This is a genomic window from Streptomyces tubercidicus, assembly GCF_027497495.1.
GTDB lineage: Bacteria > Actinomycetota > Actinomycetes > Streptomycetales > Streptomycetaceae > Streptomyces > Streptomyces tubercidicus.
Genome location: NZ_CP114205.1, coordinates 2,769,459 through 2,794,671, shown reverse-complemented (window position 1 = coordinate 2,794,671; position 25,213 = coordinate 2,769,459). Strand labels below are relative to the sequence as shown.

25 protein-coding genes are annotated in these 25,213 nt (G+C 72.7%); 14 read left to right on the top strand and 11 right to left on the bottom strand.

The window, feature by feature from the left end; genetic code table 11:
* Window positions 1-143: 143 nt before the first annotated feature.
* Window positions 144-929: a hypothetical protein gene (locus STRTU_RS11815; RefSeq protein WP_371873582.1), complete on the top strand. Its 786-nt coding sequence runs from the start codon at window positions 144-146 to the stop codon at window positions 927-929.
* 29 nt (window positions 930-958) lie between these two features.
* Here the strand turns inward: STRTU_RS11815 and STRTU_RS11810 are convergent, their stop codons facing one another.
* On the bottom strand, window positions 959-1,498 hold the full coding sequence (locus STRTU_RS11810) for a ferredoxin reductase domain-containing protein (RefSeq protein ID WP_159743504.1): 540 nt from the start codon (window positions 1,496-1,498) through the stop codon (window positions 959-961).
* Between the two features lie 117 nt (window positions 1,499-1,615).
* Window positions 1,616-2,743, bottom strand: a complete 1,128-nt coding sequence (locus STRTU_RS11805; RefSeq protein WP_159743503.1) for a magnesium and cobalt transport protein CorA — start codon at window positions 2,741-2,743, stop codon at window positions 1,616-1,618.
* Window positions 2,744-3,249: 506 nt separating this feature from the next.
* Here STRTU_RS11805 and STRTU_RS11800 point away from each other — a divergent pair.
* Window positions 3,250-3,834, top strand: coding sequence for a suppressor of fused domain protein (locus STRTU_RS11800; protein WP_159743502.1), 585 nt, complete (start codon window positions 3,250-3,252; stop codon window positions 3,832-3,834).
* Window positions 3,835-3,941: 107 nt separating this feature from the next.
* Here STRTU_RS11800 and STRTU_RS11795 read toward each other — a convergent pair whose 3' ends face one another.
* Window positions 3,942-5,201, bottom strand: coding sequence for an MFS transporter (locus STRTU_RS11795; protein ID WP_159743501.1), 1,260 nt, complete (start codon window positions 5,199-5,201; stop codon window positions 3,942-3,944).
* Window positions 5,202-5,453: 252 nt separating this feature from the next.
* Between STRTU_RS11795 and STRTU_RS11790 the strand changes: the two genes are divergently transcribed.
* From STRTU_RS11790 to STRTU_RS11780, 3 genes are all read left to right on the top strand, one after another.
* The gene (locus STRTU_RS11790; protein ID WP_159743500.1) at window positions 5,454-6,092 is read left to right on the top strand and encodes a DUF6758 family protein; all 639 of its coding nucleotides are present in this window, start codon (window positions 5,454-5,456) and stop codon (window positions 6,090-6,092) included.
* Between the two features lie 206 nt (window positions 6,093-6,298).
* A complete protein-coding gene (locus STRTU_RS11785; protein ID WP_159743499.1) occupies window positions 6,299-7,153 on the top strand; it encodes a PHP domain-containing protein in 855 nt (284 codons plus the stop codon).
* 214 nt (window positions 7,154-7,367) lie between these two features.
* Window positions 7,368-7,976: a MarC family protein gene (locus STRTU_RS11780; RefSeq protein WP_159743498.1), complete on the top strand. Its 609-nt coding sequence runs from the start codon at window positions 7,368-7,370 to the stop codon at window positions 7,974-7,976.
* Between the two features lie 135 nt (window positions 7,977-8,111).
* Here the strand turns inward: STRTU_RS11780 and STRTU_RS11775 are convergent, their stop codons facing one another.
* Window positions 8,112-8,264 carry a hypothetical protein gene (locus STRTU_RS11775; protein ID WP_167539132.1) on the bottom strand — a complete coding sequence of 51 codons (153 nt, stop codon included), beginning with the start codon at window positions 8,262-8,264 and terminating at the stop codon, window positions 8,112-8,114.
* Window positions 8,265-8,465: 201 nt separating this feature from the next.
* Here STRTU_RS11775 and STRTU_RS11770 point away from each other — a divergent pair, with 201 nt between their 5' ends.
* Window positions 8,466-9,392, top strand: a complete 927-nt coding sequence (locus STRTU_RS11770; protein WP_159743497.1) for an NYN domain-containing protein — start codon at window positions 8,466-8,468, stop codon at window positions 9,390-9,392.
* Window positions 9,393-9,455: 63 nt separating this feature from the next.
* Here the strand turns inward: STRTU_RS11770 and STRTU_RS11765 are convergent, their stop codons facing one another.
* The 3 genes from STRTU_RS11765 to STRTU_RS11755 form a co-directional block, all read right to left on the bottom strand.
* Window positions 9,456-9,938: an SRPBCC family protein gene (locus tag STRTU_RS11765; protein ID WP_159743496.1), complete on the bottom strand. Its 483-nt coding sequence runs from the start codon at window positions 9,936-9,938 to the stop codon at window positions 9,456-9,458.
* A gap of 166 nt (window positions 9,939-10,104) precedes the next feature.
* Window positions 10,105-10,971 (bottom strand): alpha/beta fold hydrolase, encoded by an 867-nt coding sequence (locus tag STRTU_RS11760; RefSeq protein WP_159743495.1) that lies wholly within the window; start codon window positions 10,969-10,971, stop codon window positions 10,105-10,107.
* A gap of 102 nt (window positions 10,972-11,073) precedes the next feature.
* Window positions 11,074-13,557, bottom strand: a complete 2,484-nt coding sequence (locus tag STRTU_RS11755) for a DEAD/DEAH box helicase (RefSeq protein WP_159746855.1) — start codon at window positions 13,555-13,557, stop codon at window positions 11,074-11,076.
* A 314-nt stretch (window positions 13,558-13,871) separates the two neighbouring features.
* Here STRTU_RS11755 and STRTU_RS11750 point away from each other — a divergent pair, with 314 nt between their 5' ends.
* Window positions 13,872-14,609 carry a ferritin-like fold-containing protein gene (locus STRTU_RS11750; protein WP_084773624.1) on the top strand — a complete coding sequence of 246 codons (738 nt, stop codon included), beginning with the start codon at window positions 13,872-13,874 and terminating at the stop codon, window positions 14,607-14,609.
* 24 nt (window positions 14,610-14,633) lie between these two features.
* On the opposite strand, the gene STRTU_RS11745 is transcribed toward STRTU_RS11750, so the two are convergent.
* From STRTU_RS11745 to STRTU_RS11730, 4 genes are all read right to left on the bottom strand, one after another.
* Window positions 14,634-14,924: a hypothetical protein gene (locus STRTU_RS11745; RefSeq protein WP_159743494.1), complete on the bottom strand. Its 291-nt coding sequence runs from the start codon at window positions 14,922-14,924 to the stop codon at window positions 14,634-14,636.
* Window positions 14,925-15,208: 284 nt separating this feature from the next.
* Window positions 15,209-15,436, bottom strand: coding sequence for a DUF3107 domain-containing protein (locus tag STRTU_RS11740; RefSeq protein ID WP_159743493.1), 228 nt, complete (start codon window positions 15,434-15,436; stop codon window positions 15,209-15,211).
* Window positions 15,437-15,577: 141 nt separating this feature from the next.
* Complete coding sequence (locus STRTU_RS11735; protein WP_159743492.1) at window positions 15,578-16,219, bottom strand: TetR/AcrR family transcriptional regulator; 642 nt, start codon at window positions 16,217-16,219, stop codon at window positions 15,578-15,580.
* 148 nt (window positions 16,220-16,367) lie between these two features.
* Window positions 16,368-16,586: a hypothetical protein gene (locus STRTU_RS11730; RefSeq protein ID WP_159743491.1), complete on the bottom strand. Its 219-nt coding sequence runs from the start codon at window positions 16,584-16,586 to the stop codon at window positions 16,368-16,370.
* A gap of 170 nt (window positions 16,587-16,756) precedes the next feature.
* On the opposite strand from STRTU_RS11730, the gene STRTU_RS11725 reads away from it, so the two are divergent.
* The 7 genes from STRTU_RS11725 to moeZ all read left to right on the top strand — a co-directional run bounded on the left by STRTU_RS11725 (window position 16,757) and on the right by moeZ (window position 25,204).
* The gene (locus STRTU_RS11725; protein ID WP_159743490.1) at window positions 16,757-17,773 is read left to right on the top strand and encodes an alpha/beta fold hydrolase; all 1,017 of its coding nucleotides are present in this window, start codon (window positions 16,757-16,759) and stop codon (window positions 17,771-17,773) included.
* Window positions 17,774-17,925: 152 nt separating this feature from the next.
* On the top strand, window positions 17,926-19,245 hold the full coding sequence (locus STRTU_RS11720; protein ID WP_159746854.1) for a DUF3152 domain-containing protein: 1,320 nt from the start codon (window positions 17,926-17,928) through the stop codon (window positions 19,243-19,245).
* A 205-nt stretch (window positions 19,246-19,450) separates the two neighbouring features.
* The gene (locus tag STRTU_RS11715) at window positions 19,451-21,388 is read left to right on the top strand and encodes a DUF3492 domain-containing protein (RefSeq protein ID WP_159743489.1); all 1,938 of its coding nucleotides are present in this window, start codon (window positions 19,451-19,453) and stop codon (window positions 21,386-21,388) included.
* Window positions 21,385-22,599, top strand: coding sequence for a hypothetical protein (locus STRTU_RS11710; RefSeq protein WP_159743488.1), 1,215 nt, complete (start codon window positions 21,385-21,387; stop codon window positions 22,597-22,599). Before STRTU_RS11715 ends, STRTU_RS11710 begins: the two co-directional genes overlap by 4 nt.
* A gap of 256 nt (window positions 22,600-22,855) precedes the next feature.
* The gene (locus STRTU_RS11705; RefSeq protein WP_159743487.1) at window positions 22,856-23,812 is read left to right on the top strand and encodes an NAD-dependent epimerase/dehydratase family protein; all 957 of its coding nucleotides are present in this window, start codon (window positions 22,856-22,858) and stop codon (window positions 23,810-23,812) included.
* Window positions 23,800-23,928 (top strand): hypothetical protein, encoded by a 129-nt coding sequence (locus STRTU_RS11700; RefSeq protein ID WP_269777350.1) that lies wholly within the window; start codon window positions 23,800-23,802, stop codon window positions 23,926-23,928. The genes STRTU_RS11705 and STRTU_RS11700 overlap by 13 nt, the downstream gene beginning before the upstream one ends.
* A 97-nt stretch (window positions 23,929-24,025) precedes the next feature.
* On the top strand, window positions 24,026-25,204 hold the full coding sequence (gene moeZ / locus STRTU_RS11695; protein WP_159743486.1) for an adenylyltransferase/sulfurtransferase MoeZ: 1,179 nt from the start codon (window positions 24,026-24,028) through the stop codon (window positions 25,202-25,204).
* Window positions 25,205-25,213: the final 9 nt, after the last annotated feature.

Sequence of the window (25,213 nt, the reverse complement as noted above, 5' to 3'; positions counted from 1 at the left end):
GTTCAGGCTAACGCGCCCGGGTCCGCGCCGCCCCGGTGAAAGAGGCCGTAGGGTGACCGCCACACACCCGCCGAAGACCCTGCGCGTCCCAGGTACGCTGCCGACTGCTGTCGAGGTCACCCGCATCAGGAGGCAGAGCCGACGTGAGCGCAATCCCCCCGGGGTCCGGCCCCCGACCCCTGCCCGCAGTCCGTCGTACGGGACGGGCCGCGCTCGTGGGGGCCGCCTGCACGGCACTGGCCGTGGCGCTCACCGGCTGCGGCGGGGAGAGCGATCCGGACGCCGGCACCAACGGCATGGGGAAGCTGCCCGCCGCGAAGATCGAGGCCAAGGCGCGGGCCGCGGCCCAGCGCGCCGAAACGGTGCGCCTCTCCGGCAGCGTCGTCAGCCAGGGCCGCACCTACAAGCTCGATATGAGCCTGGCCAAGGACGGCGCCAAGGGCGAGCTGACCACCAAGGCGGCCGCCTTCCAGCTGCTGCGGATCGGCGAGGCGCTCTATCTGAAGGCGGACGCGGCCTTCTGGGCCGGTGAGAAGAGCGGCCGGTCGGGCGCGCCCGGCCAGGCGGCAGGCAAGCTCGACGGCAAATACGTCAAGGTGCCCGCCAAGGACCCCGTCTACCAGCGCTTCAGCGGCTTCACCGACAAGGAGACCCTGCTCGCCGGTCTGCTCGGCCTGCACGGCAAGCTGACCGCCGGTGACCGCGGCGACCTCGGCGGGGTCCGCACCATCCGGCTCGCCGCCGGTGCGGGCTCCGGCGGCACCCTGGACGTCTCCCTGGAGGGCACGCCCTATCCGCTGCGGCTCCAGCGGGCCGGCGGCGCGGGCGTGGTGCGGATGGCCGACTGGGGCAAGCGCGTGGACCTCAAGGCCCCGGACAAGGACCAGGTCGTGGACTACGGCGCCCGGATCTCCGGCGGGGACCGGTAACGGAGCACGGGCCGGGGCCCGCACCGGGCTCAGCCCTTGCGCCCCCGCCGCAGCAGCTTCGGCAGCGCGGCCGGGACCGGCCGCCGGGTGATCGCGGAGGTCGCCAGCGGCGGTACGGCGTGCGACTCGGCCGGCATCCGGCCGGGGCGCTGGGTGGTCTCCCCGGTCGGCTCCAGCCGCAGTACCCGGCACTCGCGCGCCCAGCGCTCGGTGATCGTGTCCGCGTCCGGCGCGTTCAGCCGCTTGCCCTTGAGCTCGCCGACGGCGGCCTGCCAGCTCGCGCTCTCCGGCGTCAGCTCGACGACCTTGGCCTGCCAGGTGACCAGTCGGCCGCCCTTGTCCTTGCTGCGGACGGTGACCGTCGCCGGGCCGCCGTCGGCCAGCCCGAGGTCGGCAAGCGGCTGCTCACCGGCGCCGTCCCCGATGAGGCAGGCGGCTCCGTCGAGCCACAGATGCCACAGCGCGCGGGACGGTCCGGCCGCCCCCCGTACCCAGATGAGGCCGGACTTCTTGGTGGCCTCTTCGATGAGCGCCCGATCGTGCAGGGCCTGCGACACGGTCTCCGTCATACGGCTCAGCCTAATCGCCCCGGCCGGCGGCGACCGGGGCCGCCCAGGCCCTGAGATGCGCGGACGCACCGGCCGGACCTGCCGGGCACCCCTGCGGGCGGGCCCCCGGCGCCGGGGTCACAGCCACCCGTTGCGCTTGAATCCGCGGCGGATGCCGAAGCAGATGGCGACCGTCGCCATCAGCACCGCCGGATAGCCGAACTTCCAGTGCAGCTCGGGCATGTAGTCGAAGTTCATGCCGTAGATCCCGGCGATCATCGTGGGGACGGCGAAGATCGCCGCCCAGGCCGTGATCTTGCGCATGTCCTCGTTCTGCGCCACGGCGGCCTGCGCGAGGTTGGCCTGCAGGATGGAGTTGAGCAGATCGTCGAAGGACAGCACCTGCTCATTGACCCGCGCCAGGTGGTCCGCGACATCCCGGAAGTACTTCTGGATATCGGAGTCCACCAGCCGCATCGGCCGCTCGCTCAGCAGCTGCATCGGCCGCAGCAGCGGCGACACCGCCCGCTTGAACTCCAGTACCTCACGCTTGAGTTGGTAGATCCGCCCGGCGTCGCCGCCCTTGGGGGTGCCCTTGCCGCTGACGCCCTTGCCGTTGGAGCCGGAGCTGAAGACGTCGATCTCCACCTCGTCGATATCGTCCTGCACCGCGCCGGCCACCGCCATGTAGCCGTCGACGACCTGGTCGGCGATGGCGTGCAGGACCGCGGACGGCCCCTTGGCCAGCAGGTCCGGGTCGTCCTGCAGCCGGTGCCGCAGCGCGCGCAGCGAGCCCTGGCCGCCGTGTCGCACCGTCACGATGAAGTCCCGCCCGGTGAAGCACATCACCTCACCGGTCTCCACCACCTCACTGGTCGCGGTCAGCTCGGCGTGCTCCACGTAGTGCACCGTCTTGAAGACGGTGAACAGGGTCTCGTCGTAGCGCTCCAGCTTGGGCCGCTGATGGGCGTGCACGGCGTCCTCGACGGCGAGCGGGTGCAGCCCGAACTCCTGGGCGATACCGGCGAATTCGGCCTCGGAGGGCTCATGCAGCCCGATCCAGGCGAAGCCGCCCTCGGCCCGGACCCCGGCCATCGCCTCGGCCGGGGTGACATGGTCGCTCACCCGGCGGCCCTCGCGGTAGACACCGCAGTCGACGATGGCGCTGTTCGGGCAGGCCGGGGCGGCCGTGGCGTAGTGGTACGAGGGGTCGTCGCGGCGCCGGGAGGGACGGACGGCGGCACGCAGGTCGCGGATCATCGACATGGCAGGCTCCTTCACGGGCCGGCCGTCAGCGCGGGCGCGGGGGGGGGCAACGCTGCCCGGAACGTGGACGTACGAGGCGTCATCGGCCGTACGTCCGCAAAGCGGGCGGCGCTCCGTGCGGAATGCACTGACGGCAGTTCGCAGAGAACACGGAACAAAGAGTCGAAGGCGCTCTTCCGGCATCTACTTGCGGCGCAAAGGTGCTTCCCTGGTTTCGCCGCTGAACGGCGGGGTACGGAAGCTCTCGGATCAGGAGATTCGCTGCGCGAGCGGGATGACGGGAGAACTATCGGTACTGCACGGTCGACTCGGATCCACCGCAGCCCCACCTCCTCCGGCCGGTCCCCGTTGGGGGACGACGTCATTCCCTGACCAGACGGCAAGGCTATCAGCCGCCTGGAGCGTTGCGGTGCCGCTTTGCCGGTTCCATACGAAGAACGGGCGCGCCGCACAGCAGCTCGTAGAGGGGTGACGGGCGGGCTGGAGGCCGGCCGTATGCTCGCGCCATGTCTGACGTTCTTGAGCTGGTCGAGGCCCGGTTGCGGACAACCCTGGGCGAGCCGGACGCGCGCGCCGCCGTCACTTTCCTCGGGACCGACCGTATCGAGGTCCTCCGCTTCGTGGACAGCGGGGTGGCCCGTTACGCCACGCTCGGGATGTCCGCGCAGCCCATGGCCGACCCCACGGCCGTACTGGCCGATCCGCTGCGCGGTCCGCGCGCCGAACTCGTGCTGTCCGTACGGGCCGGTCTCGCCGACACCGACAAGGTGCTCCGGCCGCTCGCCGTGCTCGCCGCGTCCCCGCAGGTCGAGGGGGTGGTGGTGGCGCCCGGCGCCTCGCTGGACGTGGGTGAACCGCTGTGGCCGGGCGCGGCGTTCACCTCGGTGCTGGTCGCGGCGTCCGGCGGTCTCGTCGAGGATCTGGAACTGGACGAGCCCCTGGAGCCGGTCCGTTTTCTGCCGCTGCTGCCGATGACGCCCAACGAGGCGGCCTGGAAGCGGGTGCACGGCGCCGAGGCCCTGGAGAAGCGCTGGCTGGAGCACGGCACGGATCTGCGCGATCCGCTGCGGACGGGCGTTCCGCTCGACTGAGTGCGGCGGGCAGCCGCGGACGGGTGCGCCCCGTCGGCCCTCCGGTGGCGGGGGCCGACGGGGCGTCAGTTTCCTTGCGGGGCGAGGTGGGGCGGACCCGGTGCGCGCTACTGGGCGAAGGCCGCGACCCCGTCCTCCGTCGCGTGCTGCGGCGCCCGCTCCTCGGCCTCCATGGTCAGCGCCCGGCGCCGGACGGCCACGATGCCCGCGCCGGTCACCGCCGCGACGGCCGCGACCACGAAGGGGAGGTGGATATCGGTCCACTCCTCGATCTTCGGCGCGAGGAACGGCGCGGCCGCCGCCGCGAACCAGCGCACGAAGTTGTAGCCGGCGCTGGCCACCGGGCGCGGCGCGTCCGAGACGCCCAGCGCCAGTTCCGTGAAGACGGTGTTGTTCAGGCCGATGAAGGCTCCCGCCAGGACGGTGCACACGATGGCGGTGGTGTGGTCGCCGTAGCCCAGCACGACCAGATCGGCCGCGAACAGCAGCAGCGAGCCGCACAGCACCTTCAGCGAGCCGAAGCGGCGCTGCAAACGGGGCGCCACGAGCACCGAGAACACCGCGAGCAGCACACCCCAGGCGAAGAAGACGCCGCCCGACTTGTAGGGGGACATGTTCAGCACGAACGGGGTGAAGGCCAGCACCGTGAAGAACGCGTAGTTGTAGAAGAAGGCGGAGGCGGCGGTGGCGGCCAGCCCGCCGTGGCCGAGCGCCTTGACCGGGGCGAGCAGCGAGGTCCGCGCGGCCGGTTTCGGCTGCTCCTTGAGGAAGGCCGTGATGGCGATGAACCCGACGGCCATCAGCACGGCGGTCCCGAAGAACGGGTAGCGCCACTCCATATCGCCCAGGACGGCGCCCAGCAGCGGGCCACAGGCCATGCCGAGCCCCAGCGCGGACTCGTAGAGCAGGATCGCCGCGCTGCTCCCGCCGGCCGCCGCGCCCACGATGACCGCCAGCGCCGTCGAGACGAACAGCGCGTTGCCCAGGCCCCATCCGGCCCGGAACCCGACCAGTTCGCCGACCGACCCCGACATCCCGGAGAGCGCCGCGAAGACCACCACCAGCGCCAGTCCGGCAAGCAGCGTCTTGCGGCCGCCGATGCGGCTGGAGACGAAGCCGGTGATCAGCATCGCGACGGCGGTGATCAGGAAGTAGGAGGTGAAGAGGAGGGAGACCTGGCTGTTGGTGGCGTGCAGGCCCCGGGCTATCGAGGGGAGGATCGGGTCGACGAGGCCGATGCCCATGAAGGCCACGACCGAGGCGCCCGCCGTGGCCCAGACGGCCTTCGGCTGGCGGAGCAGGGAGCTGCCGCCCTCCTCGAACGGATCGTCCGCGCCGCCGTGGCCGCCGCTCTTCGTACCGCTCATGCTGCGGGTTCCCCTTCCTGTGCCGGTTGCGTATCCCTCTGGTCCGCGGCGGCCCGTACGGCCACCGAGATCGTTGACGTTTACACACAATAAGTTAGGCGAGCTAAAGAATGCAAGTTGCAACTAGTTGTTCGAGGGCGGGTGCCCGGCCACGGGGCGCGGTCAAGTGCGCGGCGGCGTAAGTGATTCGGGGCACACCGGTCGGGTGATCGTCCTTGACGCGGCGGCGGGGCTGGAGGACCGTTGGTCCCTATGAGGGGCGAACCCAGTTGCCCGAAGTGCGGAGGCCGGGTAAGGGCGCCCGGTCTCTTCTCCGACACCTGGCAGTGCGCCCTGCACGGCACCGTGCATCCGCTCCAGCCGGTCGTCCCGCCGAGCGTCGAGGCGCTCGGCGTTGTCGTGCACCGCGCACAGGTGCCCGTGTGGATGCCCTGGCCGCTGCCGGTCGGCTGGCTGTTCACGGGCGTGGCCTGCGCCGGTGATGACCGTAGTGGCGGACGGGCGACCGCGGTGGCCTGTACGGGCCCCGGACCGCTCGGCGGCCCCGGTGAACTCCTGCTGATCGCCGAGGAACTGGGCGTCGGACTCGGCGCGCGCTACGCCGGTGTCGAAGGCCCCGACCCCGGCCCCCATATCTGCGTCGACAAGCACCCGCACTCCAAGGTGCTCGCCGCCGGCCGCCCGACCCCGCTGTGGCACCTGGACGACGCGCCCCCGGACCGAGCGGTCTTCGCGGGCGAGGCGCGCGGGCTGTGGCTCTGGGCGATCGCCTGGCCCGAGCAGTCGGGGCTGCTGATGTACGACGAGCTGGTGCTGACCGATCTGCGCGAGGCCGGCGCCGAGGTGGATCTGCTGCCGTGCGGGGCGCTGTCGCCGCGGATTCTGGGCTGACGGCTGACGGCTGACGGCTGACGGCTGACCGTCGGGTGCGGGCCGCCGGCCGCCGCGCGCCTGGGCGGGCCCGCTGCGCCGTCCGGCCGGGCGGGGGGATATCCGGCCGCCCGGTATCCTTCTGAGGTCCCCTTACGGTGTACCTGCACCCGGTGTTTCCCGGAGCCCGTCCCCCGTCCGTCCCGCAGCAGTCTGGAGTCCGCGTCGTGCGTATCGATCTGCACACCCACTCCACGGCCTCCGACGGTACGGACACCCCCGCCGAGCTGGTGCGCAATGCCGCGGCCGCCGGTCTGGACGTCGTCGCGCTGACCGACCACGACACCGTCGGCGGGCACGCCGAGGCGCGGGCGGCGCTGCCCGGGGGGCTGACGCTGATCACCGGCGCCGAACTCTCCTGCCGGCTCGACGGGGTGAGCCTCCATATGCTCGCCTACCTCTTCGACCCCGAGGAGCCGGAACTCGCCCGCGAGCGGGAACTGGTGCGGGACGACCGGGTGCCGCGGGCCCAGGGCATGGTCGCCAAGCTGCGGGACCTCGGTGTGCCGATCACCTGGGAGCAGGTGGCCCGGATCGCCGGGGACGGTGCCGTCGGCCGTCCGCATATCGCCACCGCCCTCGTCGACCTGGGCGTGGTCCCCTCCGTCTCCGACGCGTTCACCGCCGAGTGGCTCGCCAACGACGGCCGGGCGTACGTGGAGAAGCACGAGCTCGACCCGTTCGACGCGATCCGGCTGGTCAAGGCCGCAGGCGGGGTCACCGTCTTCGCGCATCCGCTGGCCGTCAAGCGCGGCAGCTGCGTACCGGAGAGCGCGATCGCCGAACTCGCCGCGGCCGGTCTCGACGGCATCGAGGTCGACCACATGGACCACGACGCCCCGACCCGCGCCCGGTTGCGCGCCATGGCCGCCGACCTCGGCCTGCTGACCACCGGCTCCAGCGACTACCACGGCAGCCGTAAGACCTGTCGCCTCGGCGAATACACCACCGACCCCGAGATCTACGGCGAGATCGTCCGCCGGGCGACCGGCGCCTTCCCCGTTCCCGGCACCGGCGGCTGACCCGCCGCGGCCGGCTGCCGCACCACATTCCCCGGTTCGGTCCGATTCGGTCCCCTCCGGTTCGCAGGACCGTTTCCCCACCGGGCCGTTTCCGTCCGGGCCAGGCGTGGTCCCCAGCCTGCCCGCCGTCCTCTCACCCCCTCCTTACGGGCCCGCGCCCGCCGCGCCGGCCCCTGGCTCATCCCGTACCACCACCTCTCGCAAGGCCATCACCGTGTTCGACGTCGCCGTCTTCAGTACGCTCTTTGTCACCCTCTTCGTGATCATGGATCCGCCGGGTATCACCCCGATCTTCCTGGCTCTGACCTCCGGCCGGCCTGCCAAGGTGCAGCGCCGGATGGCCTGGCAGGCGGCCGCCGTCGCCTTCTGCGTCATCGCCCTCTTCGGCCTCTTCGGCCGGCAGATCCTGGGGCGGCTGCACATCTCCACGCCCGCGCTGATGATCGCGGGCGGTCTGCTGCTCCTGCTGGTCGCGCTGGACCTGCTGACCGGGAAGTCGGAGGAGCCGACCCAGACCAAGGACGTCAATGTGGCGCTGGTGCCACTGGGGATGCCGCTGCTGGCCGGGCCCGGCGCGATCGTGTCGGTGATCCTCGCGGTGCAGCACGCACACGGTGTCGCCGCGACGGTCTCCGTCTGGGCGGCGATCGCGGCGATCCATGTGGTGCTGTATCTGGTGATGCGGTTCTCGCTGGTGATCATCCGCGTGATCAAGGACGGGGGAGTGGTCCTGGTCACGCGGCTGGCGGGCATGATGCTCTCCGCGCTCGCCGTGCAGCAGATCATCAACGGCGTTCTGCAGGTGATCCGGACGGCGTCCTGACGCCGCGGGCGGCGCACCGCCGTGGAACGCGCAGCGCCCCCGTACAGCCTGTCTGTACGGGGGTGCTCGTGCGGTGTGCGGCCGGTTTCGCGGCCGGCGGCCGGGCCCGACGCGTCGTCGGGCGGCGGAAACGGGTTAGCGGACGGCGGTGTCGGCCGGGCGGATGTAGATGCGCTGGCCCGTTGAGGCGGCCTGCTGCACGATCCGGTTGACGGAGGCGGCGTCCACGACGGTGCTGTCCACGGCGGTGCCGTTGACATCGTCCAGGCGCATGATCTCGAAGCGCATACGGCTTCTCCCTTCGTCTGATCCTCCTGTGGAGAACTCTTGGGCAGTCGCTGCCCGGCGTCGCTGCCGGGCGCTCCCTCATGTAGAACGTCCTGCCCAGGGCAATCATTCCCTACGCTAAAGAAAATTTTCGACGGCCTAAGTACGTCGGGCGGGGAGCGGTTGTGCCCGCAGAGTGACCGCCCGGACAATGGGTCCCGTATGAATGACGTCCAGCCCACGGGCCCCACCGACCTCGCCGCGCTCGCCGTGGGGATCGAGCGCACCAATGAGCTGCTCACCAGGGTGCTCGCCGAGGTCGCCACCACCCCGTCCACCCATGCGGCCTTCGTGGACGCGGGCTATGTCTACGCCGCGGCGGGACGGCTGGTCGCCGGGACGGAGGACCGCAAGGCCTTCGACCTGGACGCGGAAGGGATCATCGAGGCCTTTATCGACAAGGCCCGGATGATCTTCCCGGACAGCCGGCTGCTCCGCGTCTACTGGTACGACGGCGCCCGCCGCCGGATCCACACCCAGGAGCAGCAGCGGATCGCCGAGCTGCCCGATGTGAAGGTCCGGCTCGGCAACCTCAACGCCAACAACCAGCAGAAGGGCGTCGACTCCCTGATCCGCTCGGACCTGGAGTCACTGGCCCGGCACCGGGCGATCAGCGACGCGGTGCTGATCGGCGGCGACGAGGACCTGGTCTCCGCGGTGGAGGCGGCCCAGGGCTACGGCGCCCGGGTCCACCTCTGGGGCATCGAAGCCTCCGGCGGCCGCAATCAGGCCGAGCCGCTGATGTGGGAGGTCGACAGCGCCCGCACCTTCGACCTGGAGTTCTGCAAGCCGTACATCACCCGGCGGGCCGGGGTCGAGTTCTCCGAGCAGCCGATGGGGGAGGGCCCGGCGCCCAGCCGCGAGGACGTCCGCTTCGTCGGCGCGCAGGTCGCCGCCCAGTGGCTCTCGGAACGCGGCCGCGAATGGGTGGCCGGACTCCTCCCGGGCCACCCTTATCTGCCCGGCGCCGTCGACCAGGAACTCCTGACCGCGTCGGAGGCGCTGCTCCGGCACTCCCTGCGCGGCCATGCCGACCTGCGCCGGGTGCTGCGGGACGGCTTCTGGGATCACGTGCAGGGGCAGTATTAGCGGGGGTTCCGGCGCCCGGCTGGAGGATGGCCGGGGCCCCGGCCCAAGGGAAAGAGCCAGATCTCAGGCCCGCGCCAGCAGCTCCGTGAGGCGGTCGAAGAAGCTCGACCAGCCCGCCTCCGCCTGGTGGTACTGCTCGGCGGTGAGATTGCCGCCGAGCTGACGGAAGGCCATCTCCGTGTGATCCCCGAGGTCGGTCAGGGTGACCCGGACGATCTCGCCCTCGATGCCGTCCGGCGCGCTCGCGTCCTTAAGGGTGAACTCCAGCCGCTCCGGCGGCGCGACCTCACGGTAGACACCGGAGAACGGCAGCTCCCCGCCGTCCGGGGTCTGCATCACCAGACTCCACACCCCGCCCGGCCGCGGATCCATCGTCATCCGGTCGACCGGCACCTCCAGCTCCCCGCCGAACCAGTACCCGAAGTGCTCGGGCCGGGTCCACGCCTCGAAGACCAGCTCACGACGGGCGTCGAAGGTCCGGGTGAGCGCGATGCCATGCGGTCCGCCTTCGGCATCGGCCGGATGAGCCGCCGGATTCTCGGTCATGGAAGAGCCCTCCATACGAAGCCACTGTGGACCGGACACCGCCGTCGGCCCACCTCCCTCGATGCTCGCCGAACCCCCGGCCGCTGTCCTGGCGACACCGTCCGCTCGGCCCAGCCGGACCGGCGGCGGCGCGGGTGGCCCGGCGGCGGCGCGGGCGGCCCGGCGCTCAGCCCACCCCGCTCCAGAACCCCGCCAGTGCCTCGGCCGTCTTCTCCGGGCGTTCGGCGTTGGGGGAGTGTTCGGCGCCCTCGATGACGGTGCGGCGGGCGGAGAGGCGGTCGGCCATCGCGTCCATCCAGGCCACCGGCCAGGCGTAGTCGACGGCGCCGGAGACGACATGGGTGGCCAGTCCGGTGCGGGCCAGGTCCGCCACCCGGTCGGGCTCCGTCAGCATTTGGCGGCCGGTCGCGATCAGCTGTTCGGGGACGGTGTTCAGCCAACGGCGGTGCAGGAATGCGCCGATCTCCGGTGGCGTGGCCGCGTCCGCCGCCTCCGGGGGATCCAGTTCGCGCATCGCGCGCCAGACGCTCTCCATGTCGAGGCGGCCGAGTGCGTCGATCAGCATCCGTACCCGGGCCTGCTGGGACGTCTCGATGGCCGCGGGCCCGGAGCTGAGTACGGTCAGCGAACGGAACGGGGTCGCGTCCAGCAGTACGGCGGCCCGGGTGATCAGCCCGCCCAGGGAGTGGCCCAGCAGGTGGACCGGTCCGCTGTCCGGCTCCTGTACGGCTCGCGCCTGAGCCAGCACGTCCAGTGCCAACTCCCGCTGTTCGTATGCCAGTTCATCGCGCGGGCCGGGGGATTCGTGCTGGCCGCGACCGTCCACCGCGACTGCCCGGAACCCGGCCGCGGCGAGTGGCGCCAGCAGGGCGAGGAAGTCTTCCTTGCTGCCGGTGAATCCGGGCACCAGCAGGGCGGTTCCGATGGGGGCGGCCTCGGGCCGGGCGTCCTGTACGGCGAACGCGCCGCGCTCGGTGTCGAGTCGGTACGCACGGGCGCACGGCGGCAGTGTGAGGGAAGGCGGCCTGCTCATGAGGTGAGGTTATCCGGGCCGGGCGGTGAAACGGGGCCGGGACGCCGACGACCCGGCACCCGCGCGATGCGGGGCCGGGTCGTCGGTGGTGGACCGGGAGGGTCAGCTCTCGGGTGTCGCCTCGGCCACGGCGGCCTTGGCGCGGGTGCGGCGGCGCACCGGCTTGGCCTCGGCGGCCTCCGCCGCGTCCGCGGCCGGCTTGGCGGCGGCGCTCTTCCGCGTGCGCTTCGGCTTGGCCGGGGCCTCCTCGGCGGCTGGGGCCTCCACCGCGGCCTCGGCGGCCTTGGCGGCAGCGGTCTTCCGCGTGCGCTTGGGCTTGGCCGGAGCGGCCTCGGTGCCCTCGGCGGTGTCCGCCACGGCCTCGGCGGCCTTGGCGGCAGCGGTCTTACGGGTCCGCTTGGGCTTGGCCGGTGCCTCCACGGTGCCCTCGGCGGTGTCCACCGCGGCCTCGGCGGCCTTGGCGGCGGCGGTCTTACGGGTCCGCTTCGGCTTGGCCGGTGCGTCCGCCACGGTGTCCGCGGCCTCGGTGACGGTCTCCGTCACCACGGCCGGCGCGGTCTCCGCGGCGGCCTTCGCGGCGCTACGGCTACGGCGGCGCGGCGCGGGCGGCGCCTCGGCGGGCTCCGTCACGGCCGTGGCCCCGGCGGCGGCCGCCGAGCGCTCCGCCGCGAGCGCCCGTGCGGCGGTCTCGACGGTCTGGAAGCTCCCGGTCTCCACCGGGCGGGCGACCCGGGCACGGCGACGGCGCGGCTTGGCGGGCTCGGCCGCCGGAGCCTCGGTCGCCGCGGCGGCCTTGGCCTTGGTCGCCACGACAGGGGTCTGAGATGCCCGGGTGGCAGCCTTGGGCGCCTCGGCGGGAGCCTTGGCTACCTGGGTGGCGGCCTTGGTCACCTCGGCGGCGGCGCCCGTCGTCTCGGCGGCCGGTGCCGTCACGGCAGCGGACTGGCTGGAGCGGGTCCGGCGGCGCCGGCGCGGCTGCCGCGGTCCGGCGGCGTCCGTGCCCTCGGTGCCTCCGGTGCTCTCGGTGGCGGCGGACGATCCGGTCGTCTGCGTCGCGGAGTCGGCCGGGCCGTCCGTCGCGGCGCCACCACGGGTACGGCGGCGCTGCCGCGGCGTACGGGTGCGCGCGGGGCGCTCCTCCTCCACGACGGCGCCCTTACGGGGACCACGGCCACGGCCGCCGGTCTCGCCCAGGTCCTCGACCTCTTCCGCGGCCAGCCCGGCCCGGGTGCGCTCGGCGCGCGGCAGCACGCCCTTGGTGCCCTCGGGGATGTTGAGCTGCGCGTACAGATGCGCCGAGGTGGAGTAGGTCTCCTCCGGCTCGTCGAACGGCAGGTCCAGCGCCTTGTTGATCAGCTTCCAGCGCGGGATGTCGTCCCAGTCGACGAGGGTGACCGCGGTGCCCTTGGCGCCCGCGCGGCCCGTACGGCCGATGCGGTGCAGGTAGGTCTTCTCGTCCTCGGGCGACTGGTAGTTGATGACATGCGTCACACCCTCGACATCGATACCGCGGGCGGCGACATCGGTGCAGACCAGGACATCGACCTTGCCGTTGCGGAAGGCGCGCAGCGCCTGCTCACGGGCGCCCTGGCCGAGGTCGCCGTGCACCGCGCCGGACGCGAAGCCGCGGCGCGCGAGCTGGTCGGCGATATCGGCGGCGGTCCGCTTCGTACGGCAGAACACCATCGCCAGTCCCCGGCCCTCGGCCTGCAGGATGCGGGCGACCATCTCCGGCTTGTCCATGGAGTGGGCCCGGAAGACGTGCTGGGTGGTGTTGCGGACGGTCTGGCCCTCGTCATCCGGCGCGGTGGCGCGGATGTGCGTGGGCTGCGACATGTAGCGGCGGGCCAGCGAGATGACCTGGCCGGGCATGGTCGCGGAGAACAGCATCGTCTGGCGCTTGGCCGGCAGCAGCTGGATGATCTTCTCGACGTCGGGCAGGAAGCCCAGGTCGAGCATCTCGTCGGCCTCGTCCAGCACCAGGCTCTTGACCTGGGAGAGGTTGAGCTTGCGCTGGCCCGCGAGGTCGAGCAGCCGGCCGGGCGTGCCGACGACCACGTCGACACCCTTCTTCAGCGCCTCGACCTGCGGCTCGTAGGCCCGGCCGCCGTAAATGGCCAGCACCCGGACGTTGCGCACCTTGCCGGCGGTGAGCAGGTCGTTGGTGACCTGCTGGCACAGCTCGCGGGTGGGCACGACCACCAGGGCCTGCGGTGCCTCGGTCAGCTGCTCGGGCTGTGCGCGGCCCGCCTCGACATCCACGGGCACCGTGACCCGCTCAAGGAGCGGGAGGCCGAAGCCGAGGGTCTTGCCCGTACCGGTCTTGGCCTGGCCGATGACGTCGTTGCCGGAGAGGGCGACGGGGAGCGTCAGCTCCTGGATGGGAAAGGGGGAGATGATGCCGACGGCTTCCAGCGCCTCGGCCGTCTCGGGAAAAATCCCGAGGTCTCGGAATGTAGACAGAATCTTGCCTCTTCTGTGAGACGCGGCGTGAGGCGGCGAAGGGGGTCGTACCGCACCTTCGTACGGAGTTCGTACGGGCCGGCCTGAGGCGGCCGGTGGGGCGGGACCACTGCCAACGCTCAGGCACTCCTGCCGCGAGCGGTGTCCCTCTTGCTGTGCGTATGTCTGCTACGCGCCGCAAAAGAGGGCGGTCGGTTTGGAGCCGATCGGGCCACCGACCGGGCATCCGCTTCGTGGAACGACCCACCGATACTCGGCAGGTCCAAATACCACTGTACCCCGGATATCGCGTGCCTATCCGAAGGCTTGTATGAGTGAGGAATACATCACGGCCGGTCCGGCCTGCGGGCGCGGGCTACGACCGTCGTTCGTACGAGGGAACGGTCGTGGCTGACCAGGCCCTTCCCCGAGCCGCGGAGCGGGCTATTGTGCCGGTCATGGGAACGCCTGACAACGCCGCGGCTGACGCGCAAGAACACACCGGGATCGCCGCCCAGGACTGGGCGCAGGCATCCGCCGACCCGCAGTACCGGGCCGCCGTGATCGATCTGCTCGGCGCGCTCGCCTACGGCGAGCTGTCCGCCTTCGAGCGCCTGGCGGAGGACGCCAAGCTCGCGCCCACGATGGACGACAAGGCCGAGCTGGCCAAGATGGCCTCGGCCGAATTCCACCACTTCGAGCGGCTGCGGGAGCGGCTCGCACAGATCGAGGCGGAGCCGAACGAGGCGATGGAGCCGTTCGCCGCCGCCCTGGACGAGTTCCACCGCCAGACCGCGCCCTCGGACTGGCTGGAGGGCCTGGTCAAGGCCTATGTCGGCGACTCGATCGCCAGTGACTTCTACCGCGAGGTCGCGGCCCGGCTGGACTCCGACACCCGGGATCTGGTGCTGGCCGTACTGGACGACACCGGGCATGCCTCGTTCGCCGTGGAGAAGGTGCGCGCGGCCATCGAGGCCGAGCCGCGGGTCGGCGGGCGCCTCGCGCTGTGGGCGCGCCGCCTGATGGGCGAGGCGCTCTCGCAGGCGCAGCGGGTGGTCGCGGACCGCGACGCGCTCTCCACGATGCTGGTGGGCGGGGTGGCCGACGGCTTCGACCTGGCGGAGGTGGGCCGGATGTTCTCGCGGATCACCGAGGCGCACACCAAGCGGATGGCGGCGCTGGGGCTCGCGGCCTGACGTCCTGGCGGGGTGCCGGGCGGCTCAGGCCGTCCGGTGCCCCTTCAGCGGCGGGGCCGGGCGCCGGAGGCGCCGGTGCGGCGGGCGCACCAGGACCGACAGCAGCGCCGCCCCCACGGCGACCGAGGCGACCATCACCTGGACGGGATATCCCGGACCGAGGATCGAGCGGGTCAGCAGGGCGCCGAGCAGCGCCGCGACCGGGCCCGTCGCCAGGGTGAGGATGCGCGAGGGGAAACGGTCGGGCAGCCATCGCGTGGCGCACAGGGCGATGACGAAGCCGATGAGCAGGGCACCGAGCGCTTCCCAGATCATGCTGTTCCCTCCCGCTGGACAGTGCCGATCGGTTGAACAAATCGGTCACACGGCGGTCGTACCCAAGGGCTACCGGCAGCAACCCTCCCGGCGCCGGTCCGCTGCCTGATCAGCCCAGCCGAACCGACTCGAACGGCCTGAACTGCGCAAATGCGGCGGCGCGGGGGTGGGGGGCAGCGCGCGAGCGAGCCCGGGAGCGATGCGCAAAGGCGGCGGCCCGGAGAGAGGAAATCTCCGGGCCGCCGCCTTGTCACCTCGCGGGCGCCGCAGCCGGCGCCCCGTGCTCAGAGCGCGCCGAACCCGACCTTGCGGGTGGTCGGCTCGCCGATCTCCACATAGGCCAGCCGGTCCGCCGGGACCAGGACCTTGCGGCCGTGCTCGTCCACCAGGCTCAGCAGCTGTGACTTGCCGCCCAGCGCGTCGGCCACCGCGCCTTCGACCTCCTCGGCGGACTGCCCGCTCTCCAGAACGATCTCGCGGGGTGCGTGCTGCACGCCGATCTTGACCTCCACGGCTTATGTCCCTCCGACGGTCTGTCGATCCCCCAGCGTCAGCTGGGAGAGGATGCGCGGCCATCCGCGCCGTACGCAGCACACATTAGCCCGGTACGGGGATGCGCAGGTCGCCTCGGGCCACGCCCGCAGCGAACAGGGTCAGTGCGTGTCGCCGCCCTGCAGCGGGAAGCCCGCGATGCCCTTCCACGCGAGCGAGGTCAGCAGCTGCACCGCGGTGTCCCGCGGAACCTGGCTCTTCGAGGACAGCCAGTAGCGCGCCACCACCTGGGAGACCCCGCCCAGGCCCACGGCCAGCAGCATCGACTCGTCCTGCGACAGCCCGGTGTCCTCGGCGATCACGGCGCTTATGGCCTCGGCACACTGCAGCGACACCTTGTCGACCCGCTCACGGACCGCCGGATCATTGGTGAGGTCCGACTCGAACACCAGCCGGAAGGCGCCGCCCGGGTCCTCCACGTACGCGAAGTAGGCGTCCATGGTCGCCGCGACCCGCTGCTTGTTGTCCGTCGTCGACGCCAGCGCCGACCGCACCGACTGCAGCAGGGCCTCGCAGTGCTGGTCGAGGAGCGCGAGGTAGAGCTCCAGCTTGCCCGGGAAGTGCTGGTAGAGCACCGGCTTGCTGACGCCCGCCCGCTCGGCGATGTCGTCCATCGCGGCCGCGTGGTAACCCTGCGCCACAAAGACTTCCTGGGCGGCGCCCAGAAGCTGGTTGCGCCGGGCTCGACGTGGCAGGCGTGTGCCTCGCGGGCGCGCCGCCTCGGTCTGCTCGATGGCGCTCACGCTGCCTCCCAGAAATTGTTCCGTATGCGGCCTGTACAAGATGGTGCACCGCGCCCGCCATCGTACTTTTGGGTAACCCGGCTGTGCGCGGTCCGGACCCAGAATTTATGCCCGGCGCCCATGCCGGAAGCCGACATAACGCCCCAGGTCATCGGTATTCGTCTTCGTTGAGCTCCACGACACGGGCCTGTTCGGCGCGATCCGCCTCGTTCGCGGAGTCCGGGTCGACGGGCGCCGGCGACTCGTCGCGGTGCGGTGTGACATCGGCGTACTGCTCCGCCGCGTCCGCTTCCGGTGCTTCGACATCGAACTCGGTGGCGTCGCTCTCGTCGACGAAGGTATCCGGGTCTGTCGGGTCGACGCGCATGGTGGCTCCCTTTCTCACGTGCTCACTTCGCCGGCTGGTGCCTGGCATGACAGCAGGGGCCGGGGCGGCTGCCCTCGACTACGAGCGTAGGAGAGTGGCCGCGGCAGCGCGATGCGGTGTGTGACCGCGGACACACGATCGGGGGCGTGATCGTCTCGTAACATCGACCCATGTCTTCGACCGAGTCGCCGGACACCGCGACCGCCGCCTTCCCGGTCCCTCCGGCCGGCCCCGGTGGGCACGGCGCGGCGGAGACGGTGCACACCGTGAACCTGCCGGGCCTGACGCTGACCGTACGGGCGCCGGTCGGGCGGCCCGCACCCCAGGACGGCGACGCCGGCGCCGGGCGGAACCGCGCGCCCGCGCTCTACGTGCACGGCCTCGGCGGCTCCTCGCAGAACTGGTCGGACCTGATGCCGCTGCTCGCCGACCGGCTGGACGGCGAGGCCGTCGACCTGCCCGGCTTCGGGCAGTCCCCGCCGCCGGCCGACGGCAACTACTCGGTCTCCGCGCAGGCCCGCGCGGTGATCCGCTATCTCGACGCGGCCGGGCGCGGCCCCGTCCACCTCATCGGCAACTCCATGGGCGGCGCCGCGTCCACCCGCGTCGCGGCGGTGCGCCCCGATCTCGTGCGCACCCTGACGCTGATCTCCCCGGCGCTGCCCGAACTGCGCCCGCAGCTGACGGCGGTGCCCACGGCGCTGCTCGCCGTACCTGGTCTCGCCGGACTCTTCGGCCGGCTCACCCAGGACTGGACGCCCGAGCGCCGCACCCGTGAGGTGCTGGCGCTCTGTTACGGCGACCCCGGCCGGGTCAGCCCGGAAGGGTTCAGCGCCGCGGTCGACGAATACGCGCGACGGCTGGAACTCCCTTACTTCTGGGAGGTCATGGAACGTTCTGCCCGCGGTCTGGTGAACGCCTACACACTGGGCGGCCAACATAATCTGTGGCGTCAGGCAGAGAGAGTGCTCGCCCCCACCCTTCTCGTCTACGGTGGGCGCGACCGCCTGGTCTCCTTCCGGATGGCGCGGCGGGCGGCCGCGGCGTTCCGCGGTTCGCGACTGCTGACGCTGCCGGAGGCGGGGCATGTGGCGATGATGGAGTACCCGGAGACAGTCGCGCGGGCCGTCCGCGAACTGCTCGACAGTGACATGACCGATGTGACCGCTGATGCGGGCAGGAGCTGACACACCCCGTGGGACGCCATAGCCGCCGAGCCCGGCCGGAAACCGCAACGGACACCCCGGAGACGGCCGGTCCGCCCGGAAACGGCCCCGTGGGGGGCACTCCGTCCGGACCTGGTCCGGGACGCCGCAGACGCGAGCCGTTCGAGGGCGATGTGGTGCGCGGCGGGCATCCCGAACAGCGGGAACCGGGCGGCGGCTGGGGCGAGTTCCCCGGGGCGCCGGCCTCCCCGGTGGCGTCCGGCCAGGGTGCGCCCTGGATTCCCCGGCCGCGTACGGAGGCGCCCGGCGGACCGGCGGTCGCCGCACCGGGCAGCGGGCCGGGGCCGCGGCGCGACTATGTGGCGGCCTTCGACGCCGGGACGTACCCCGGTGGTCCGGGAGGCGCGGCCGACCCGGACGACGATGTGTTCCGGGCGGGTGCGCCCCGCAGGCCGGGGGCGGCAGCGGGTGCGTACGGGGCCGGTACGGACGCTCCGGCGCCCGGCGCGGACCGGGTGGCACCCGGCGGCCGCTACACCGGCCGCTCGGTCGTCTTCGACCGGCACGAGATCGACGAGCTGGACCGGCAGGCCGACTTCGGCGCGGACGGCGCCGGGCCGGGCGGCCCCGGCGGCCAGGACCCGGACGAGGAGTTCGGCGCGGAGGAGTCGCGGCACGGCACCAAAAAGGGCGGCAAGGGCCGGACGTTCACCGGCGCGGCGGCCGCGGCGGTGACCACCGTGCTCGCCGTGGTCATCGCCGGGCAGGTCGCCGAGCAGCACAAGAAGGGCGATGACCCGCAGCCGCGCAGCGGGAACGACCGTACCGACGGGGCCACCGACGAGGCCTCCAGGTCGCACTCCCGGCCCACCCAGGACGCCAAGCCCGCCAGTTACGACCAGAAGATGTCCCAGGTCTTCCCCCTGAACGCGAAGCTGACGGCCACCGGACGCTTCAAGCCGGCCGGCAGCGAGACCAAGGTGCCCGGACCGGGCAAGGTGATGCGCTATCGCGTCGACATCGAGGAGGGGCTGCCGCTGGACGGCGAGCTGTTCGCCGAGGCGGTACACAAGACCCTCAACGACGACCGTAGTTGGGCGCACGGCGGGAAGTACGCCTTCCAGCGGGTGGCGTCCGGCCCCGCCGATTTCGTGATCACGCTGGCGAGTCCGGGGACGACCATGAAGTGGTGCGCCAAGTCCGGGCTCGACACCAGCCAGGACAACGTCTCCTGTGACTCCGCGGCGACCGAGCGGGTCATGATCAATGCCTTCCGGTGGGCGCAGGGTGCCCATACGTACGGCCACGACAAGATGCACGCCTACCGGCAGATGCTGATCAACCACGAGGTCGGCCACCGGCTCGGGCACAACCACGAGAGCTGCTCCCGGCAGGGCGCACTGGCCCCCGTGATGATGCAGCAGACCAAGTTCCTGACAACGGACGGGGCGACCTGCCGGCCCAACTCCTGGCCGTTCCCCACCCAGCGGTAACGCCCCCCCGGTTGCCCGGCCGGTCCTGCACATAGCGCGAAGAAACGCCCTTTGGGGCGGAAAGGCACCTGCTTTCACCCCTTCCGGTGGTGCGATGGACAACCGTCCATCGCACCACCGGCCCCTTTGCATAGCTTCTTCCTGCAGGTGGCGGCCGTGCCGCCGGCACACCAGGACGTCGACAGGGGAGGACGGGGGTGCACTCATGCGCATTGGACTGCTCACCGAGGGTGGCTATCCGGATGCGACCGGTGAGTCGCACGCGTGGTGCGAACGGCTCGTACGCGGGCTCACCGGCCATGACTTCGAGGTCTACGCCCTGAACACCGACGCCCGCCAGGTACCCCGGCCCCGGACCGTACTGCCGGACCACGTACGCCTCGTACGCCGCGCCCCCCTCTGGGGCGACTTCCCCGGCGGGCACCATCGGGCCACCGAGCACCGCAGGGGCCGCACCCCCGGACGCCGCGAACGGCGCCGCTTCGCCGAGCGGTTCGGTGATCTCGTGACGGCCTTCGCCACGGTCCCCGCCGGGAGCGGGCAGGCCCACGGCGCACCCCACGGGGGCGCGTCGGCCGGTGCTCCGCCGGGCGGCACCGACGGTGCCCCCGACCCGGCCGAGACCAGGGAGGCGGACCGTTTCGCCAGCGGTCTCTACGGGCTCGCCGAACTCGCCCGGGAACACCGCTCACTGCCCGCGCTGCTGCACTCCGAGGACGCCGTACGCACCCTGGAAGCCGTCTGCCACGGCCCCCGCGCCCTGCCCGCCGCCCAGAACGCGCAGGTCAACGATCTGCTGACGGTCACCGCCCAGCTCGAACTCGCGCTCCGGCCGCTGTCCCTGGACTGGTACGGCGACCGGCACACCCCCGGCCTCGGCGGTGTGGACCTCTGCCATGCCACCTCCGGCGGCGCGGCCGCCCTCCCCGGCCTCCTGGCCAAGCGCTTCTTCGGCACCCCACTCCTCGTCACCGAGTACGGAGTCCGGCTGCGGGAGCACTACCTGGCCCGCGCCGCCGCGCCGCTGAGCGTGCCGGTGCGCGCGCTGCTCGCCGCCTTCCAGGGCGCGCTGGCCGCCGAGACCTACGCCCAGGCCGCACTGATCACCCCCGGCAACACCCACGCCCGGCGCTGGCAGGAGCGCTGCGGCGCCGACCGCGCCCGGCTGCGCACGGTCTACCCGGGCATGGACGCCGCCCCGTTCGCCGCCGTCGCGGACGCCGCCGCCGACGACTCCAAGACGCTGGTGTGGGTCGGCACGGTCGAGCCCGCCAAGGACCTCATCGCGCTGCTGCACGCCTTCGCCGGGATCCGCCGGGCCGAGCCGGCGGCCGCCCTGCGGATCATCGGCGGGGCCGGCCGCGACCCGCGGGCGCCCGGGTATCTCGCGCACTGCCGGGCGCTGGCCGCCCAGCTCTTCCCCGACGAGGCGGCCGACGCCCGCACCGTCGGCGAGAATCCGGTCAGCTTCGAGGAGATCGGCAGCCCCGAGGTGCCGTCCCTGGCGGACGCCTATGCCGCCGGTGCGGTGGTGGTGCTCTCCAGTGTCATCGAGGGCTTTCCACGCTCCCTGGTGGAGGCGATGTTCTGCGGCCGCGCCACGGTGTCGACCGACGCCGGCGCGGTCTGCGAAGTCATCGGCGGCACCGGTCTGGTCGTCCCGCCGCGCAACCCCCGCGCGCTGGCCGAGGCCTGTGTGGCGCTGCTCGGTGACCCCGGCCGCCGGGCCCGGCTGGGCGCGGCGGCCCGTGCGCGGGCGCTGGAACTGTTCACCGTCGAGCAGAACGTCGCGGCATTTCGTGGCATCTACCTGGAGCTGATCTCGCACGCCCCGGCCCGCCCGGCGGCCTGCCGGACGCGGGACGCGCACGGGGTGCCGCGGCCCTTCGCCCGCCCCGCGGAGTCCCATGTCCCCGGCCGCTGGGCCGCGACCGGCACCGCCACCCGGGCGGTCACCGCACCGGCCGGCCGGACGCCGAGCTGGGCGGCGTCCGCGGCCGAGCCGCCCGACGCGGTGCCGGTCGCCGCCGAGGGGCCGGCGGAGGGCGGGGGAGGGGGCGTTGTCCGGGAAGTGGGACAGGCCGTGAGACGGGATGACGCGGCGAGCCACCAGACGTGGCCGGTGCGAGGGAGAGAGCAATGACCACACCCGAAGGCGGCACCCCCGGTGCCGTGGAGGCCCCGGGGGAGGCGCGCGCCGACCGGGCCGCGCCCCCGCGCCAGGACGCCCCCCGCCCCCTGCGCCGCGGTCCCGCCGACCCCGTACGCACCCTGATGCACCGTCACCAGGAACTCTGCGCCCGCGCCGTCGACGCGCTGGAGATCGCCGCCGGACTGGAGGCACACGGCGTCACCGACCGCACGGCCGCCCGCTTCCGGCACCGCGATGTCTTCTCGCTGGCCGAGGAGCTCTACGCCCGGGTGCCGCGCGCCGCCCCGGACGCCGCCCCCGGGGCCGGGCCCGCGCCCGCCCCCGCCCGGCGCTCCCGCACCGTGTGCGCGGCCCTGCAACTGCTCCCCGGCGCCGTCTGTGTCGCGGCCGTCGCCGCCGTCGCCTCGGTGCCCACCGAACCGCCCGCCGTACGCACCGCCGTCGGCGCCTCCGGCCTCGCCCTGCTCGCCCTCGCCGTCCGGCTGGGCGTACGGTCCGGGCCGCTGCGGCCGCGCCACGGCACCGGGCCGCGCACCGCCGTCCTGTGGACCGGCTGGACGGCCGGGTACGCGGTGTACGGCGACTGGCTGCTCGGACAGCTGCTGGCCGGCGGACCCGACCTGCCGCACGCCGCACCGCAGGCCGCCGTCGCCCCCGCCCTGGCACTCGCCTTCGCCCTCGCCCCCGCGGCCGTCTGCGCCCACTGGTTCACGGTGCGCGGACGACGGGTGCTGGCCGCCAGCCGCGGACTCGGCGAACTCGCCGCCCGGGTGCGCCCGTTGCTGCTCGCCGTCACGCTGCTCTTCCTGGGCGCGCTGGTGGCGCTGCTCCTCGGCACCCGGGCGGTCCTCGGCGGCGACCCGCTCACCTCGGGGGCGGCGGCCGCGCTGGGGGTGCTGCTCTTCCTCGCCCGGCTGCTCGCCGTCCACGGCTTCCCCGAGGCGGCCACGGCCGGTCTGGCCTCGGCCGCCGTCCTGGAGGCGCTCGCCCCGGCCCTGGTGCTGATCGCCCGGCTTCCCGGCGTGCCCCCGCTCGGCGCCCCGGTTGAGGCGCTGGCCACCACGGCGGGACCGGCCGTGGTACCCGCCGTGGCCTGCACCGCCGCCGCCCTCGGCCTCCTCGTACACGGCCTGCGGGTGCTCACCGGCGCCTCCGCACACGGGCCCGCCCCCTCCGGACCGGCGGAGGAGCACCGGCCGTGACCCTCCGGACGACCACCGGCCCCCGATACCCCGCACCCCCACACGGGCACCCCCACCACGCACCACCCCAGGAGCGGCACCCCGAAACGGCCGCTCCGGCCACTTCACCGCGGACCGCACCCCTCACGTGGCCGCCGCCCCCAGGGCGGACGCCGACCCCGCGGCCGAAGCCGACCCGCTTCCCTCAACCCGCCTTAGGAGCACGACATATGAACGTCCAGCCGACCACACGCCACGCGGACCGGGGGGTCGCACGATGAGGGTGCTGCTCATCGGCGCCAACGGCTACCTGGGCCGCTATGTCGCCGACCGCCTGCTCGCCGACCCCGCCGTCCAGCTCACCGCCCTCGGGCGGGGCGACGACGCCGACGTCCGCTTCGACCTGGCCACCGGCAGCCCCGGGGCGCTCACCCGCTTCCTGGACGCGGTTCACCCCGGTGTTGTCGTCAACTGCGCCGGTGCCACCCGGGGCGGCGCCCGCGAGCTGACCCGCCACAACACGGTCGCGGTCGCCACCATCTGCGAATCGCTGCGCCGCAGCAGCTGCGGCGCCCGGCTCGTCCACCTGGGCTGCGCCTCCGAGTACGGGCCCTCCCAGCCCGGCTCCTCCACCGCCGAGGACGCCGTCCCGCGCCCCGGCGGCCCGTACGGCGTCAGCAAACTCGCCGCCACCGAACTGGTCCTGGGCTCCGGGCTCGACGCCGTGGTGCTGCGGATCTTCTCGCCGGTCGGCCCCGGCACCCCGGCGGGCTCGCCGCTCGGCCGGCTCGCGGAGGCGATGCGGCGGGCCATGCAGTCCGGCGACAGCGAACTCAAGCTCGGCGGGCTCGGGGTGCAGCGGGACTTCGTCGATGTGCGCGATGTGGCGCGGGCGGTGCACGCCGCCTCGCTGTCCGCCGCGCAGGGCGTCGTCAACATCGGGACCGGCCGGGCCGTACGGCTGCGGGAGGCCGCGTCGGTGCTCGCCCGGGTCGCCGGGTTCGGCGGCGCGCTGCACGAACTCGACTCCCCGCCCGCCCGTCTGGTCATCCCCGGCCCGTCCCCGGAACACCCGGCCGGCTCACCGCCCGCCACCTACCCGTACCCGGACGGCTGCGGCACCTGGCAGCAGGCGGATGTGCGCACCGCCCGCGACCGGCTCGGCTGGCGCCCCCGGATCGTGCTGGAGGAGTCCCTGGCCGACATCTGGATGGAGGCCGCATGCCGTATCTGACCACTACGGCGGGCGCCACCCGGGGCCCGACCGGGGCGCCCGGAGCGGCCTGGGCATCGCTGCCCGGCTACTGGGACGCGTTCGTCTCGCGCATCGGAACGGGTGTCTCGGAATGAAGAAGGGCGTGGCAGTGTTACGGGGAGAGCAAGCTCCCCCACTCTCGGCTCGGCTCGGGCGGGGGGAACCCCATCAAGACCGACCAACGGAGTCCCCGTGTCGCTGCCACCCCTGGTCGAGCCCGCTTCCGAGCTCACCGTCGATGAGGTCCGCAGGTACTCCCGCCACCTGATCATCCCCGACGTCGGGATGGACGGGCAGAAGCGGCTGAAGAACGCCAAGGTGCTCTGTGTGGGCGCCGGTGGGCTGGGCTCGCCCGCGCTGATGTATCTGGCCGCGGCCGGTGTCGGCACGCTCGGCATCGTGGAGTTCGACGAGGTCGACGAGTCGAATCTGCAGCGCCAGATCATCCACAGCCAGGCGGACATCGGCCGCTCCAAGGCGGAGTCCGCCAAGGACACCGTCCTGGGCATCAACCCGTACGTCACGGTCAACCTGCACCAAGAGCGCCTCGACTCCACCAACGTCATGGAGCTCTTCGCCCAGTACGACCTGATCGTCGACGGCACCGACAACTTCGCCACCCGCTACCTGGTCAACGACGCCTGTGTGCTGCTGAACAAGCCGTACGTCTGGGGTTCGATCTACCGCTTCGACGGCCAGGCGTCGGTCTTCTGGAGCGAGCACGGCCCCTGCTACCGCTGCCTCTACCCGGAGCCCCCGCCGCCCGGCATGGTGCCCTCCTGCGCCGAGGGCGGCGTCCTGGGTGTGCTGTGTGCCTCCATCGGCTCCATCCAGGTCAACGAGGCCATCAAGCTGCTCGCCGGGATCGGCGACCCGCTCGTCGGCCGGCTGATGATCTACGACGCGCTGGAGATGACCTACCGCCAGGTCAAGGTCCGCAAGGACCCGGACTGCGCCATCTGCGGCGAGAACCCGACCGTCACCGAGCTCATCGACTACGAGGCCTTCTGCGGCGTCGTGTCCGAGGAGGCCCAGGAGGCCGCGGCCGGCTCGACGATCACTCCGCAGCAGCTCAAGGAGTGGATCGACGGCGACGAGAAGATCGAGATCATCGATGTCCGTGAGCCGAACGAGTTCGAGATCGTCTCGATCCCCGGCGCCCGGCTGATCCCGAAGAACGAGTTCCTGATGGGCACCGCCCTGCAGGACCTCCCCCAGGACAGGAAGATCGTCCTGCACTGCAAGACGGGCGTCCGCTCCGCGGAGGTGCTGGCCGTCCTGAAGTCCGCGGGCTTCGCCGACGCCGTGCACGTGGGCGGCGGCGTCATCGGCTGGGTCAACACGGTCGAGCCGGAGAAGCCGGTCTACTGAGCTTCCCGC

What these genes read in the sequence shown, in the direction of transcription:
- STRTU_RS11790 (WP_159743500.1), top strand. Translation starts at nt 5,454, where the DNA reads ATGAGGGGCGAACCCAGTTGCCCGAAGTGCGGAGGCCGGGTAAGGGCG.
- STRTU_RS11715 (WP_159743489.1), top strand. Translation starts at nt 19,451, where the DNA reads ATGCGCATTGGACTGCTCACCGAGGGTGGCTATCCGGATGCGACCGGT.
- STRTU_RS11765 (WP_159743496.1), bottom strand. Translation starts at nt 9,938, where the DNA reads ATGACCGAGAATCCGGCGGCTCATCCGGCCGATGCCGAAGGCGGACCG.
- STRTU_RS11795 (WP_159743501.1), bottom strand. Translation starts at nt 5,201, where the DNA reads ATGAGCGGTACGAAGAGCGGCGGCCACGGCGGCGCGGACGATCCGTTC.
- STRTU_RS11710 (WP_159743488.1), top strand. Translation starts at nt 21,385, where the DNA reads ATGACCACACCCGAAGGCGGCACCCCCGGTGCCGTGGAGGCCCCGGGG.
- STRTU_RS11730 (WP_159743491.1), bottom strand. Translation starts at nt 16,586, where the DNA reads ATGCGCGTCGACCCGACAGACCCGGATACCTTCGTCGACGAGAGCGAC.
- STRTU_RS11750 (WP_084773624.1), top strand. Translation starts at nt 13,872, where the DNA reads ATGGGAACGCCTGACAACGCCGCGGCTGACGCGCAAGAACACACCGGG.
- STRTU_RS11775 (WP_167539132.1), bottom strand. Translation starts at nt 8,264, where the DNA reads ATGCGCTTCGAGATCATGCGCCTGGACGATGTCAACGGCACCGCCGTG.
- STRTU_RS11805 (WP_159743503.1), bottom strand. Translation starts at nt 2,743, where the DNA reads ATGTCGATGATCCGCGACCTGCGTGCCGCCGTCCGTCCCTCCCGGCGC.
- STRTU_RS11700 (WP_269777350.1), top strand. Translation starts at nt 23,800, where the DNA reads ATGCCGTATCTGACCACTACGGCGGGCGCCACCCGGGGCCCGACCGGG.
- STRTU_RS11810 (WP_159743504.1), bottom strand. Translation starts at nt 1,498, where the DNA reads ATGACGGAGACCGTGTCGCAGGCCCTGCACGATCGGGCGCTCATCGAA.
- STRTU_RS11745 (WP_159743494.1), bottom strand. Translation starts at nt 14,924, where the DNA reads ATGATCTGGGAAGCGCTCGGTGCCCTGCTCATCGGCTTCGTCATCGCC.
- STRTU_RS11800 (WP_159743502.1), top strand. Translation starts at nt 3,250, where the DNA reads ATGTCTGACGTTCTTGAGCTGGTCGAGGCCCGGTTGCGGACAACCCTG.
- STRTU_RS11725 (WP_159743490.1), top strand. Translation starts at nt 16,757, where the DNA reads ATGTCTTCGACCGAGTCGCCGGACACCGCGACCGCCGCCTTCCCGGTC.
- STRTU_RS11770 (WP_159743497.1), top strand. Translation starts at nt 8,466, where the DNA reads ATGAATGACGTCCAGCCCACGGGCCCCACCGACCTCGCCGCGCTCGCC.
- STRTU_RS11760 (WP_159743495.1), bottom strand. Translation starts at nt 10,971, where the DNA reads ATGAGCAGGCCGCCTTCCCTCACACTGCCGCCGTGCGCCCGTGCGTAC.
- STRTU_RS11705 (WP_159743487.1), top strand. Translation starts at nt 22,856, where the DNA reads ATGAGGGTGCTGCTCATCGGCGCCAACGGCTACCTGGGCCGCTATGTC.